Consider the following 12,840-nt stretch of genomic DNA (forward strand, 5'->3'; position numbering starts at 1 on the left):
AAAACAGCTGCAACACCCCCACCGGAATAGGCAGAAAGCGCTGCGAGTTTGAAACTGACCAAAAACAGAATGTCAAAACTGACTTCCATAAATTGATCCAAAGGAATCTCACCCACCCCAAAAAGGGATGGCGAGGTTATTTGGCATTTGACAAGTGCACGCTGTTGAGTTCTCAAGGATCGGATACTCCCACCACCCACCCTCACGGGCTTCGCTGCGGGGCAACTTCTCTTGTGAATCCGAAGAACGGAGCCTGACCGACTCCGAAGAGTGGGAGGCTGACAATCCGTAGGATTCGGTTGTTTCATCTAGGCTTCGAGAGCCAGGCCCGAACGACTGTTCGTTCCTTCTTGACGAGGTGTTCTCCGCTTGAGGGGAGCTGGACCCGGAGGCCCTCCGCTCTACCCTGTGGGGCGAACAAGTACTAAGTTACGCCGATCTGGCCGACCTGTCGAATCACGACCGCGTCCCGGGCGTGTCGCGCCGCCCGCCGAGCTAGCGTTCACGCATGAGCTCCCTTCGAGGCCGTCTGCGCGTCATCCCCTCGTTTGCCGGGGAGCTGCCGTCGTTCCCTGTCGAGAAGGCCCCTGGGGCGCCGCTGCCTCTGCTGGTCGAGTGGCTCGAAGCTGCGATCGAGGCCGGAGTCCTCCTCCCCCATGCGGTCACCCTCAGCACCGTCTCCGTGGACGGAGGGGCCGCGGCGCGCACATTGATCGTGAAGGACGTCACGGCGGATGGGGTCCTGTTTGCCACCCGCACGGATGGGGCGAAGGTGGCCGAGCTTGAACGTGTGCCTCGCGTTGCTCTCACGTTCTACTGGCGCGAGGTGGGCCGGCAGGTGCGCGTGCGCGGGTTCGTCCGTCGCGAGTCGGACGAGGTAGCCCGCGCGGACGCGAGCGCACGCCCGGCGCACTCTCAGGCTGCGGGACGCCTCGGCACACAGAGCGCACCGATGCCGTCCCGCTCGGAGTACGTCCGTCAGTTCCGCGCTGAGGTGGATCGGATCGAACGCGGAGGTGCAGCGTCGTCCGAGCTGTGGGCCGTCTTCACGGTCCTGCCGGAGAGCATCGAGTTCTGGGCGGCCACTCCGGACGAGGGTCAGATCCGACTCGCCTACGAGCGCGCGGACGGTGGGTGGACTCGCTCACTGCTGTGGCCGTGACCGCACCGCGAGCGCGACACACAGTCCCAGTGTGACAAGCCCCCAGACGCCCAGCGCCGGAAGCACCCCGTAGGCGATGTGCCCGGGGGTGAGTGACTCACCCACCGGTGCACCGCGAACCATCACAAGCGCGGCCGAGATGACCAGCACGAGCGGGAACGAGACCCACCAGAGCAGTCGGAGAACGCCGCTCGTGCGTCGCTGGACCGCATGGACCGACTGCCGTCGCCACCACAGCGCTGCCCAGACCCCGAGGATGAGCATGCCCACCACTCCCGAGCCATACTGCAGCCACTTGTAGCCGGGCAACGGCCCCCAGAGCGAGTCGAGCCCTGCCAGCACCGTGCCACCACGCCCCTCGTGGGTGAACGAGTCCCACAGGATGTGCGACACCACCCCCAGAGCAAAAGACAGCACGAGAAGGAGCGCCGCCCACAGGGAACCCCGCGGGCTCCCCCAGGTCTCCCGGAACGCCTCGCGGGGCGAGACACTCCACCTCTTCGGCAGACGCTCGGCGATCCACCGCGGCGCAAGTTCCGCTGTGGCGCTGCGCAGGACGCACCGCCACAGCAGCAATGCCAGCAGAGCAACGGCCACCGTCAGCGGCAGCCACGCATAGTCGTGGGTGCGTGAGTACGTCAGCCCGATGACGCCCAACGGACGCAGGAACATCGGCAGGTCGGGGATCATCGAGCCGATGGCGATCGCGGCCGGAACCAGCGGCGTCCGGATGAACGGCAGCGCGACAACGGCATGACTCACAGTGAACGGCACGGACTCCCCCTTCGTGGCTCCCGGTGGTCTCCCACCAGCAGCGCCACGAGTCTACGGAGGACGAAGGAAGGGACCCGGATCCACGTCGTGGTTCCGGGTCCCTTCCTGGGATCGTGTCAGGAAACGAACAGGCCGGCGAGCGTCTTCTTGCCGCGACGCAGCACCGACACACCGCCGGGCAGAGCTCCGGCGACCGTAGCACTCTCATCGTCGATCTTCACGCCGTCGAGGGAGACGCCGCCCTGCGCGATCGCTCGACGAGCCTCACTCGCGCTGCTGCACAGTCCGGTATCCACGAGCGCCTGCACGACCGTGGATCCGGCAGCGATATCCGCGTGCGGCAGCTCCTCCAGGGCGGTGCGCAGCGTGTCCGCGTCGAGCGCGGCCAGATCGCCCTTGCCGAACAGCGCCTCCGAAGCCGCGATGACAGCGTCGGTCGCCTCCGGACCATGAACGATCACGGTCACTTCGAGCGCCAGACGCTTCTGGGCCTCGCGGCGGAATGGCTCCTCTGCCACCAGACGCGCGTACTCGTCGATCTGATCGCGCGTGAGGAACGTGAATATCTTGAGGCGCTCGATCACATCAGCGTCGTCGGTGTTCAGCCAGAACTGGTACATCCGGTACGGGCTGCACATCGACGCGTCCAGCCAGATGGCGTTGCCCTCCGACTTGCCGAACTTGGTGCCGTCGCTGTTGGTGATCAGCGGTGTGCCGATCGCATGGGCGCTGACGCCCTCCACCTTGCGGATGAGGTCGGTGCCGCTGGTGAGGTTGCCCCACTGGTCCGAGCCACCCGTCTGCAGCACGCATCCGTACTGACGGTGCAGCTCGAGGAAGTCCATGCCCTGAAGGATCTGGTAGCTGAACTCGGTGTAGCTGATGCCCTCTTCGGAGTTGAGACGCGTGGCCACAGCGTCCTTCTTCAGCATCGTGCCGACGCGGAAGTTCTTGCCGATCTCACGCAGGAAGTCGATCGCGCTGAGCGGCGCGGTCCAGTCCAGGTTGTTCACGATCCGGGCAGCGTTGTCGCCCTCGAAGCTCAGGTAGCGCTCCACCTGCGAGCGCAGGCGATCCACCCAGGCGGCCACCGTCTCGGGAGTGTTGAGCGTGCGTTCAGCCGTGGGGCGAGGGTCGCCGATGAGACCGGTCGAGCCTCCGACGAGGCCCAGCGGCCGGTGGCCGGCAAGCTGGATGCGACGCAGGGTGAGCAGCTGAACGAGGTTGCCGAGGTGCAGCGACGGCGCCGTCGGATCGAAGCCGCAGTAATAGACGATCGGGTCCCCGCCGAGCAGCTCACGAAGAGCTTCCTGATCGGTGGACACGTGCACGAGACCGCGCCAGACCAGCTCGTCCCACACGTTCGTGAACGCGGGATCTGCGGCGGGCGGCGTCGCGATATCAACTGCGGTTGCCATGCGTTCCAGCTTAGGTCGTGCGCCCGGCCCGGCGTGACCGCTGCGCCTCGGTAGTGTGAGCGGGTGAGCGCGAAGCCCGATATCGATACCGTGCGCCTGCTGCGTCGCGCACGAGACCTCATCGATCGGCGGTACGCGGAGGGCCTGACGATCCCGGATGTCGCGGCGCACGTGCACCTCTCCCCCGCGCACTTCTCGCGCTCCTTCCGTGCGCTCTACGGCGAGAGCCCACATCAGTACCTGCTCACACGGCGACTGGAGCGGGCCGCCTGGTTGCTGAGGCAAGGCACGAGCGTGACGGACGCCTGCACGGCGGTCGGGCTCAGCTCGCTCGGCTCCTTCAGCGCCCGATTCCGCGAGGTCTACGGCGAGACGCCCTCGGCCTACGCACGACGGGAGCACGCCGACATCGAGCAGGTTCCCCCGTTCGTGGCGGCTCGTTTCACGCGTCGCCGCCGATACGACGACTGACACCGGCAGTCGAGCAGATTCGAAGAAGCACGACGGCATGCGGCATTCGTAGGCTGACCGCATGACGATCAACCTGCAGTTCACCACTGTCCTGTCCGATGATATTCCCGCCTCGACCGCGTTCTACCGCGACGCCCTCGGATTCTCCGTACTGACCGAGGTCAACTATGGCGAGTTCAGTTGGGTCACGCTCGGCTCCGACGCCGGTGCCCCCGGTCAGATCGTGCTCACCAGCCCGCGGGTGGGCGTCTCTCCCGAGGATGGCGAGACGCTGTCCCGATTGCTCGCCGCGGGCTCACTCCCACAGCTCGTGCTCGCGACCGACGACCTCGACGGTGCCTATCAGCGCGCGGTCAAGGCGGGTGCCGAGATCGTGCAGGACGTGCTCGAGCAGGACTACGGCGTGCGCGACTTCGCGCTTCGAGACCCCGCGGGCACGGCCATTCGTGTGCAGCAGCCACGGGGCTGAAATATTTCACGAGGAGTTTCTCTCAACGTGCACCCGGGGGCGTAACATTTCGTCATATCGCGGATGCCAGCCGACTCACGTGCATCCGCACGAGCGAGAGGAGTCGGCTATGGACCAGATGACGGACATGATGAAGATGATGCCTGCGTCGATGATGCAGGACAGCATGATGCAGAACATGGACATGATGGCCATGCAGGAGTGTATGGAGGCGTCCAACGCCTGTATGCAGGCGTGCACGATGTGCTCCGACGCGATGTCGGGCATGGACGGCATGGGCATGTGCGCGTCGATGTGCGCGATGTGCGCGGACGTGTGCTCCACCATGATGAAGATGATGATGCGCCCGATGAGCATGTCGGCCGACACGATGATGCCCATGCTGCAGGCGTGCATCGCGATGTGCCGGGCCACCATGGACGAGTGCGCCATGCACGCCGACATGAGCGAGACCTGCCGCATGTGCATGATGGCGGCCGAGACCTGCATGAAGGCCTGCGAGAAGATGATGGCCTCGATGGGTGCGTAAGCTCCCGCTGAACGAAGAAGGGTCCGTGCCAGCAGGCACGGACCCTTCTTCGTGTGTACGTAGGGTTTCAGACCGCGATGTTCAGGTGGAACGAGCCGGCGGCGAGAACCTCATAGCGCTCGTGGAGGGCGACCGGCTCACCGGCTGCCAGCACCTCGGAGAGGTCGGCATGGTTCCAGACACGAACCAGGTCGCCGTCGGCGATCAGTCGCAGATCGATCCAGCCGTCAGCGTCGACCGACTCGACAACGGCGTCACGCCAGCCGGAGCGGGTCGTGAGGGCAAGGCGCAGGCGAATGCCCGTGAGGCCGTGACCGGAACGGTCGTGCACGCACATCGCGCCGTGCTCGCAAGCGGTCTGGATGGACTGCTCAAGGCGCGTGGTGGTGGACATCGTTCCGGTTCCCTTCTTCGGGCTTGCTGATCGGTTGGTCCACGATATGTCCGCCCCGACCGCACCGTCATCCAGTGCGTCACATTGCGACACGCAGACCGTCACGATCGGTCATGATGGCGTCATGGAAACTGTCGCTTGGGAGTCCGGCTCGTGGACCACCGCCCCTGTTTCGTCGTCGATCGTGGAGGGAGCGCTGGCTGTCGAAGCCGCCGAAGGCAGCGATGCCTGGCTGCGCACCGCCTACGGCTTCGTGCACGACACCGAGCACGCTCTGCTTGCACCCCTGACGGTCGGGGAAGCGATGGAGGTGAGATGCCGCGGCGACTTCACCGGTGAGTTCGACCAGGCGGGGCTCTTCGTGCGCGCCGACGCCGAGACGTGGGTCAAGGCAGGCGTGGAGTTCGCCGATGGCCACCTCGGGCTGGGTGCGGTGGTGACGAACGGCGCCTCGGATTGGTCGGTGGGCCTCGCCGACGAGTGGGCGGGCCGCGAGCTGGTCCTGCGTGTCAGCCGCTGGGCGGACGCGCTCATCATTCGCGCCCGCGCAAGCGAGGACACGGACTGGCGGCTGGTCCGGTTGGCACCCTTCCCGGGCGATGTCGCGGTGTCGGCGGGCCCCTTCGTGGCCGCACCCACGCGAACCGGGCTCGTCGTGACGTTCGCCTCCTGGACCCGCGGACCGGCCGACCTCGAGATCCACTGATCGGGCGGCACCCTGCCGCAGCAGATGTTCTACGCGCGACATTCCGCCGCGCGTAACGCAGAAAGCCGGAGACCGCCCGCCAAGCTGGCGGGCGGTCTCCGGCGTTTCGGGATCAGGCCCAGACAGCCACCAGTTCCCGTGCTTCGGCGGCGAGCTGCGTGCGCTGTTCGGCGACGCGCACCGGAGCGGTGCCGCCCACGCCGTCGCGACTGGCCACGGATCCTTCGATCGAGAGGACACCGCGCACGTCGGGAGTGAGGTGCTCGGAGACGGAGGCGAGGAGGGCGTCGTCGGCGTCCTCCAGCCCGATGCCGCGCTGTTCGCAGGCGCGGACGAGAGCACCGGAGACCTCGTGGGCGACGCGGAACGGGACACGCAGCTTGACCAGCCACTCGGCCACATCGGTCGCGAGGGAGAAGCCCTGCGGAGCAAGCTCGGCCATCCGGTCCGTGTGGAAGACCATCGTGGCGACCATGCCCGTGAAGGCGGGCAGAACGACCTCCAGGGTAGCGACCGAGTCGAAGACGGGCTCCTTGTCCTCCTGCAGATCGCGGTTGTACGCGAGCGGAAGGGCCTTCAGCGTCGCCAGCAGACCGCTCAGGTTGCCGATGAGCCGGCCCGACTTACCGCGAGCGAGCTCGGCGATGTCGGGGTTCTTCTTCTGCGGCATGATGCTGGAGCCAGTCGAGTACGCGTCGTCCAGAGTGACGAAGCCGAACTCGCGCGTGTTCCAGAGGATGATCTCCTCCGAGAAGCGCGACAGATTCACGCCGACCATTGCGGTGATGAACGCGAACTCCGCGACGACATCGCGGGCGGCGGTGCCGTCCATGGAGTTCGGTGCCGGGCTCTCCAGCCCCAGCTCACGGGCGACGAGTGCGGGATCCAGGCCGAGCGTGGAACCGGCGAGCGCTCCCCCGCCGTAGGGAGACACGACGGCGCGGCGACGCCAGTCGCGGAGCCGCTCCAGGTCGCGTACCAGCGGCCACGCCTGCGCCTGCAGGTGATGGGCGAGCAGCACCGGCTGAGCGTGCTGCAGGTGTGTGCGGCCGGGCATGATCGCACCTCCGGCCGCCTCCGCCTGCGCGAGCAGCGCGTCGATCAGCCGACCGAGCTCGCGGGCGATGATCGCCGCGTGATCGAGCAGGAACATCCGCACGAGAGTCGCGATCTGATCGTTGCGGCTGCGTCCGGCTCGGATACGGCCGCCGAGTTCGGTGCCGGCGCGCTCGATCAGTCCGCGTTCCAGCGCACCATGCACGTCCTCATCGGTGTCCGCGGCAGCGAACGCGCCGGAGGCGACGTCGGCGGCCAGTCGGTCGAGCGCTGCGTGCATGTCACGCAGCTCATCATCGGTGAGGTAGCCCGCGGCGTTCAGCGCGGTGGCGTGGGCCTTCGAACCACGGATGTCATACGGTGCGAGCACCCAGTCGAAGTGCGTGGAACGGCTGAGGGCGGCGAGCGCCGGCGACGGCCCCCCGGCGAACCGGGCGCCCCAGAGTGAGCCCTCGTTGGTACCGTGCTGCTCGCTCATGCGTTCGCCTTCTCCAGCAGCCAGACCAGGAGCGCCTTCTGCGCGTGGAGCCGGTTCTCGGCCTCGTCCCAGATCACGGACTGATCGCCGTCGATCACCTCGGCTTCCACCTCATAGCCGCGATCCGCGGGCAGACAGTGCATGAAGATGGCGTCCGATGCGGCCTGCGCCATGACAGCGGAGGTCACCTTGTAGGCACTCAGCGCGTCCAGGCGCGCCTGCTTCTCCTCTTCCTTGCCCATCGAGACCCAGGTGTCGGTGATCACGATGTCCGCGTCGGTCGCCGCCTCGGCGAGATCGGTGGTGACGATGATCGATCCGCCGGTCCGAGCGGCGATGGCCCGCGCGTCGGCGACCACGTCCGCACGCGGCTCGTATCCCGCCGGCGACGCGATGCGGACGTGCATCCCGGCGGTCGCTCCGGCGAGGAGGTACGAGTGGCTCATGTTGCTGGCACCGTCGCCGAAGAACGACAGCGTGAGTCCGGCGAGCTCACCCTTGTGTTCGCGAATGGTGAGGAGATCGGCCAGCAGCTGGCACGGGTGGAAGTCATCCGAGAGAGCGTTGACGACGGGAACGCTGGTGCCGCGAGCCATCTCCTCCAGGCCCGCCTGGCCGTAGGTGCGCCAGACGATCGCGGCGACCTGCCGCTCCAGCACACGGGCGGTGTCGGAAGGCGTCTCCTTGCCGCCGAGCTGGCTGGAGGCGGTGGTGATGATGAGCGGCGAGCCGCCGAGATCGGCGATGCCGACGGCGAAGGACACGCGGGTGCGCGTTGACGACTTGTCGAAGATCACCGCGACCGTCTGCGGACCAGCCAGCGGCTTCGTCTGCCAGCGGTCCGTCTTCAGCTGGGTGGCGAGCGTCAGGATCTCCGCCTGCTCGGCGGGGGTGATGTCGTCGTCACGGAGGAAGTGACGGATCATGCGTTGTTCTCCTCGGATGCGGTGCCATTCACGTCCGCGAGAGCGGCGGCGAACAGACGGGTGAATTCGTCGACCTCGGCATCGCCGATCGTGTAGGCCGGGGCGATGCGGATGATGTCGTCGGTCGGCGCGTTGACGATGAGTCCGCGACGATGGGCTGCCTCGCGAACCGCACCGGCGTGCGGGCCGTCGAGGTGGATGCCGATGAGCAAGCCGGCACCGCTGGTTCCGGTGACGAGCGGCATCTCGGCGACGGCGGTGCGCAGCTGATCGCCACGCGCGACGACGTTGGCGAGCAGGTCGTTGTTCTCGATCTCCGCGACGACCGCAAGGCCGACAGCGGTGGCGAGCGGGTTGCCACCGAAGGTCGAGTTGTGTGTGCCCGGGTAGAACAGCTCACTCGCCTCGCCGAAGGTGACGAGCGCCCCGAGGGGGAACCCGCCGGCGATGCCCTTGGCCAGCGTCATCGCGTCGGGCACGATGCCCTCACGCTGGAACGCGAACCAGTCGCCCGTGCGGCCCATGCCCGTCTGCACCTCATCGACGATGAGCAGGGCGTTGTTGTCGGTGGCGAGCTCGCGTGCCCGGCGGAGGAAGCCCGCGGGATGCTCGACCACGCCGGCCTCACCCTGGATGGGCTCGATGAAGATCGCCGCCACATCGGACCAGTCCAGCGCATCCAGCGCTTCCAGTGTGTTGTCGATGTAGGTCACATCGGGCAGCAGCGGTCGGAAGGCGTCCTGATAGAGCGGCTTGGGAGTCAGCGACAGCGCCCCCATCGACCGACCGTGGAAGGCGTGGTTGAGGCTGACCAGCCACTTCTTGCCGACCGTGTTGCCGTGCAAGCGGGCAAGCTTCAGCGCCGTCTCGTTGGCCTCGGTACCGGAGTTGGCGAAGAACACTCGCCCCGCGTCACCCGTGCCGGCCAGGCGCTTCAGGGTCGCGGCCAAGTCGAGCTGCTGCGGCGTGGCGAAGTAGTTCGACACGTGCGAGAGCACCGCTGCCTGATCAGAGACCGCTGCAACGAAAGCCGGGTGCGCGTGGCCCAGGCTGTTGACGGCGATGCCGCCGAGGAAGTCAAGGTAACGGTTGCCGTCGGCGTCCCACACCGCAGATCCCTCGCCGCGCACCAACAGCGCGAGGCGTCCGCCCAGCCCCATCAGGTCCCGCGTCGCGTCGTCCTGCCATGCGCTCATTGCGCCACCACTTCCGTTCCGATTCCCTGACTGGTGAAGAGTTCGACGAGCACCGAGTGCGGCACTCGTCCGTCGATGATCGCGGCGCTGCTCACGCCGCCGGAGACGGCGTCGAGGCAGGCCTGCATCTTGGGGATCATGCCACTCTCCAGGCTCGGCATGAGCTCACGGAGCTGCTCCGCGTTCAGGTGCGAGACCAGGGAGTCGCGATTCGGCCAGTCCGCATAGAGGCCCGCGACATCGGTGAGGATGACCAGCTTCTTCGCGCCCAGTGCCGTGGCGAGGGCCGCGGCGGCCGCATCGGCGTTCACATTCAGCGACTGCCCCGGGTGATCCAGATCCGGGGCGATCGAGGACACCACCGGGATCCGGCCCGCGGCGAGGTGGTCGAGCACCGGGGTCGGATCGACCGTCACGACGTCGCCCACGCGGCCCAGGGATTCCTCGACACCGTCGATCACGACCCCGCGACGACGTCCGCCGAAGAGACCGGCATCCTCCCCCGACAGCCCGGTGGCGATCGGTCCGTGCGAGTTGATCTTGGCGACCAGCTGCGGGTTGATCTGGCCCGTGAGCACCATTCGCACCACGCTGATCGCCTCCGTGGAGGTGACGCGGTAGCCGCCGCGGAACTCGCTCGGGATGGCGAGGCGGTCGAGCATGGTGGAGATCTGCGGACCTCCGCCGTGCACGACGACCGGCTGGATGCCGACGTAGCGGAGGTACGCCATATCGGCGGCGAACGCGTCCTGCAGCTCCTCGGACACCATGGCGTTTCCGCCGTACTTGATGACGATGATCGCGTCGCGGAACTTCTGCAGCCACGGCAGGGACTCGATCAGCATCGCCGCGCGCTCGGACGCGGCAATCGGATCGGTGTGCTGGAGATTGTCGTCGGTCATGAGGCGTAGGCGCTGTTCTCGTGCACGTAGTCGTGGGTCAGATCGTTGGTGAGGATCGTCGCGGTGGCATCGCCGGTCAGCAGATCGATGATCAGCTCAGTGGCACGCGGCGCAAGGTCGACCTCGTCGCGCGGTGCATCGGGGCCACCCTCGTGGCACACACGGACGCCGTTCATCCAGACGTCGACGTTGTAGGGGTCAAACTCCGCCTGCGTGGTGCCGATCGCGGCAAGCACGCGACCCCAGTTCGGGTCGTTGCCGAAGATGGCGGCCTTGAACAGGTTGTTGCGGGCGACCGAGCGGCCCACCTCGACGGCATCATCCTCGTTCGCCGCTCCGCGCACCACGATCGTGATGTCGTGGCTGGCGCCCTCGGCATCGCCCTGGAGCTGGCGGGAGAGGTCTGCACTCACCTCGGTCAGCGCGGCGGTGAAGTCCGCGAGATCCGGAGTGACACCCGACGCGCCGGAGACCAGAAGGGTCACCTGATCGTTGGTCGACATGCAACCGTCGGAGTCGAGGCGGTCGAAGCTGACATGGGTCGCCGCGCGCAGAGCGGTATCGGCCTGTTCGGCGGTGAGCACCGCGTCCGTGGTGATCACGACGAGCATCGTGGCAAGACCCGGGGCAAGCATGCCCGCGCCCTTCGCCATCGCGCCAATGGTCCAGCCGTCGCGCGAGACGACGGAGCGCTTCGGATGGGTGTCAGTGGTCATGATGGCGAGGGAGGCGTTCTCGCCGCCGTCAGCAGACAGTTCGGCGACGCCCTGCGCGACCCCCTCCAGCACCTTGCCGCGGAAGATCTCGTCGCCGGTGCCGATGAGACCGGTGGAGCACACCAGCACATCACCTGCGCTCACTCCGAGAAGCTCTCCCGCGCGCTCAGCGGTCTGGTGGGTGGTCTGGAAGCCGAATGAACCAGTGAAGCAGTTCGCACCACCGGAGTTCAGCACGATGGCCTCGACCACGCCGTCTTGAATCACCTGCTTGGACCAGATGATCGGGTTCGCTTGTGCGCGGTTGGAGGTGAAAACGGCTGCTCCCACCTTCAGTGGGCCGCGGTTGACGACCACGGCGACGTCGCGGTTGCCCGTCGACTTGAGCCCGACCGCGACACCCGCGGCTTCGAATCCCTGTGCGGCCGTGACGCTCACGGTGCGACTCCGTTCACGGTGAGGGCCCGGTCCTCGGGGAGGCCGAGCGCGATGTTCATGGACTGAATGGCGGCACCGGCGGTGCCCTTGGTGAGGTTGTCGACCGCGGTGACCGCGATCACACGACCGGCACGACGATCGATGGAGAGGCCGATCAGCGCGGTGTTGGCACCGGTCACGTCGGCCGTGCGGGGCATCTGTCCTTCCGGCAGGAGCTGCACGAACGTCTCCGCACCGTACGCCTGCTCCCAGGCGTCGCGGATCTGCACGTCGGAGACACCCTCGGCGATGCGTGCCGTGGTGGTCGCGAGGATCCCGCGCGACATCGGCACCAGCACCGGCGTGAAGCTGATGCGCACATCCCCCGTGGCACCGGCCCAGCGCAGTCCCTGTCGGATCTCCGGAATGTGACGGTGCGTGCCCCCCACGGCGTACGGATTCGCGGAGCCGAGGATCTCGCTGGCGAGCAGGTTGGCCTTCAGGCTCTTGCCTGCACCGGAGGGTCCGACCGCGAGCACCGAGACGATGTCGTCCGGCTCGATTACTCCGGCCGCGATTCCCGGTGCGAGGCTGAGCTCCACCGTGGACGCGTTGCAGCCGGGGGCAGCGATCCGGGTGGCGCCGACGAGACGCTCCCGCTGCTTGCGAGCGCCGCCGTCGATCAGCAGCTCCGGCACCCCGTAGGTCCACGGCTCGTGGAAATTACCGCCATAGAAGTCGTCCCAGTCGGCCTGGTCGGTGAGGCGGTGATCCGCTCCCGCGTCGATCACCAGCGGGACGTCCGCCAGCTGGTCGGTGTACTGCCCGGACTGACCGTGCGGGAGCGCGAGGAACACGATGTCGTGGCCGGCGAGGATCTCCGGCGTGGTGTCCTGCAGCGTGAGGTGGGTCAGCGAACGCAGGTGCGGCTGATGCAGAGCGAGGGGTTGACCGGCGTTCGAGTGGGCCGTCACCGTACGGATCTCGATGTCCGGATGGCTCGCGAGCAGGCGCAGAATCTCGCCACCCGCGTAGCCGGATGCGCCGGAGACGGCGACCGAATACGTCATGTTTCTACCTTAAAGTCAGCGGAACTGGGGCCAGAGAGGCGACACCGACGTTCCGCCGCATGCAGACGCGACGAAAGCGGGGTCGCCTAGATTCGGCGTCCCGCCTGACGTCGCCGCGCCACGACGCTCGTGACGAGCGTGATGCGGGTGAGCGTC

General features: G+C 67.1%; 14 protein-coding genes. 5 read left to right on the top strand and 9 right to left on the bottom strand.

What is annotated here, in order from left to right:
• Window positions 1-508: 508 nt before the first annotated feature.
• A complete protein-coding gene (locus ACI3KU_RS16170; RefSeq protein ID WP_404923350.1) occupies window positions 509-1,162 on the top strand; it encodes a pyridoxal 5'-phosphate synthase in 654 nt (217 codons plus the stop codon).
• Here ACI3KU_RS16170 and ACI3KU_RS16175 read toward each other — a convergent pair.
• Together ACI3KU_RS16175 and tyrS are read right to left on the bottom strand one after the other, a co-directional pair.
• Window positions 1,145-1,936: a DUF4184 family protein gene (locus ACI3KU_RS16175; protein WP_404923351.1), complete on the bottom strand. Its 792-nt coding sequence runs from the start codon at window positions 1,934-1,936 to the stop codon at window positions 1,145-1,147. The genes ACI3KU_RS16170 and ACI3KU_RS16175 overlap by 18 nt on opposite strands.
• A 116-nt stretch (window positions 1,937-2,052) precedes the next feature.
• Window positions 2,053-3,354: a tyrosine--tRNA ligase gene (gene tyrS, locus ACI3KU_RS16180; protein ID WP_404923352.1), complete on the bottom strand. Its 1,302-nt coding sequence runs from the start codon at window positions 3,352-3,354 to the stop codon at window positions 2,053-2,055.
• A 63-nt stretch (window positions 3,355-3,417) separates the two neighbouring features.
• Between tyrS and ACI3KU_RS16185 the strand changes: the two genes are divergently transcribed.
• From ACI3KU_RS16185 to ACI3KU_RS16195, 3 genes are all read left to right on the top strand, one after another.
• Window positions 3,418-3,825 carry a helix-turn-helix transcriptional regulator gene (locus tag ACI3KU_RS16185; RefSeq protein ID WP_404923353.1) on the top strand — a complete coding sequence of 136 codons (408 nt, stop codon included), beginning with the start codon at window positions 3,418-3,420 and terminating at the stop codon, window positions 3,823-3,825.
• A 61-nt stretch (window positions 3,826-3,886) separates the two neighbouring features.
• Window positions 3,887-4,294 carry a VOC family protein gene (locus tag ACI3KU_RS16190; protein WP_404923355.1) on the top strand — a complete coding sequence of 136 codons (408 nt, stop codon included), beginning with the start codon at window positions 3,887-3,889 and terminating at the stop codon, window positions 4,292-4,294.
• Between the two features lie 109 nt (window positions 4,295-4,403).
• Window positions 4,404-4,823 (top strand): hypothetical protein, encoded by a 420-nt coding sequence (locus ACI3KU_RS16195; protein ID WP_404923356.1) that lies wholly within the window; start codon window positions 4,404-4,406, stop codon window positions 4,821-4,823.
• Window positions 4,824-4,890: 67 nt separating this feature from the next.
• Here ACI3KU_RS16195 and ACI3KU_RS16200 read toward each other — a convergent pair whose 3' ends face one another.
• A complete protein-coding gene (locus ACI3KU_RS16200; RefSeq protein ID WP_404923357.1) occupies window positions 4,891-5,217 on the bottom strand; it encodes a hypothetical protein in 327 nt (108 codons plus the stop codon).
• Between the two features lie 124 nt (window positions 5,218-5,341).
• Here ACI3KU_RS16200 and ACI3KU_RS16205 point away from each other — a divergent pair, with 124 nt between their 5' ends.
• Window positions 5,342-5,923, top strand: a complete 582-nt coding sequence (locus ACI3KU_RS16205; RefSeq protein WP_404923358.1) for a DUF1349 domain-containing protein — start codon at window positions 5,342-5,344, stop codon at window positions 5,921-5,923.
• Window positions 5,924-6,035: 112 nt separating this feature from the next.
• On the opposite strand, the gene argH is transcribed toward ACI3KU_RS16205, so the two are convergent.
• From argH to argC, 6 genes are read right to left on the bottom strand one after another with little or no spacing between them, the layout of a single operon-like run.
• Complete coding sequence (gene argH / locus ACI3KU_RS16210; RefSeq protein ID WP_404923359.1) at window positions 6,036-7,457, bottom strand: argininosuccinate lyase; 1,422 nt, start codon at window positions 7,455-7,457, stop codon at window positions 6,036-6,038.
• Entirely contained in the window at window positions 7,454-8,383 is a 930-nt protein-coding gene (gene argF / locus ACI3KU_RS16215) for an ornithine carbamoyltransferase (RefSeq protein ID WP_404923360.1), read from the bottom strand. Before argF ends, argH begins: the two co-directional genes overlap by 4 nt.
• On the bottom strand, window positions 8,380-9,579 hold the full coding sequence (locus ACI3KU_RS16220; RefSeq protein ID WP_404923361.1) for an acetylornithine transaminase: 1,200 nt from the start codon (window positions 9,577-9,579) through the stop codon (window positions 8,380-8,382). The genes argF and ACI3KU_RS16220 overlap by 4 nt, the downstream gene beginning before the upstream one ends.
• Complete coding sequence (gene argB / locus ACI3KU_RS16225) at window positions 9,576-10,481, bottom strand: acetylglutamate kinase (RefSeq protein WP_404923362.1); 906 nt, start codon at window positions 10,479-10,481, stop codon at window positions 9,576-9,578. The genes ACI3KU_RS16220 and argB overlap by 4 nt, the downstream gene beginning before the upstream one ends.
• Window positions 10,478-11,635, bottom strand: coding sequence for a bifunctional glutamate N-acetyltransferase/amino-acid acetyltransferase ArgJ (gene argJ, locus ACI3KU_RS16230; RefSeq protein WP_404923363.1), 1,158 nt, complete (start codon window positions 11,633-11,635; stop codon window positions 10,478-10,480). Before argJ ends, argB begins: the two co-directional genes overlap by 4 nt.
• A complete protein-coding gene (argC, locus tag ACI3KU_RS16235; RefSeq protein ID WP_404923364.1) occupies window positions 11,632-12,684 on the bottom strand; it encodes an N-acetyl-gamma-glutamyl-phosphate reductase in 1,053 nt (350 codons plus the stop codon). Before argC ends, argJ begins: the two co-directional genes overlap by 4 nt.
• Between the last annotated feature and the right edge of the window lie 156 nt (window positions 12,685-12,840).

It is taken from the genome of Microbacterium sp. ZW T5_56, from assembly GCF_044987425.1.
Taxonomy (GTDB): Bacteria; Actinomycetota; Actinomycetes; order Actinomycetales; family Microbacteriaceae; genus Microbacterium.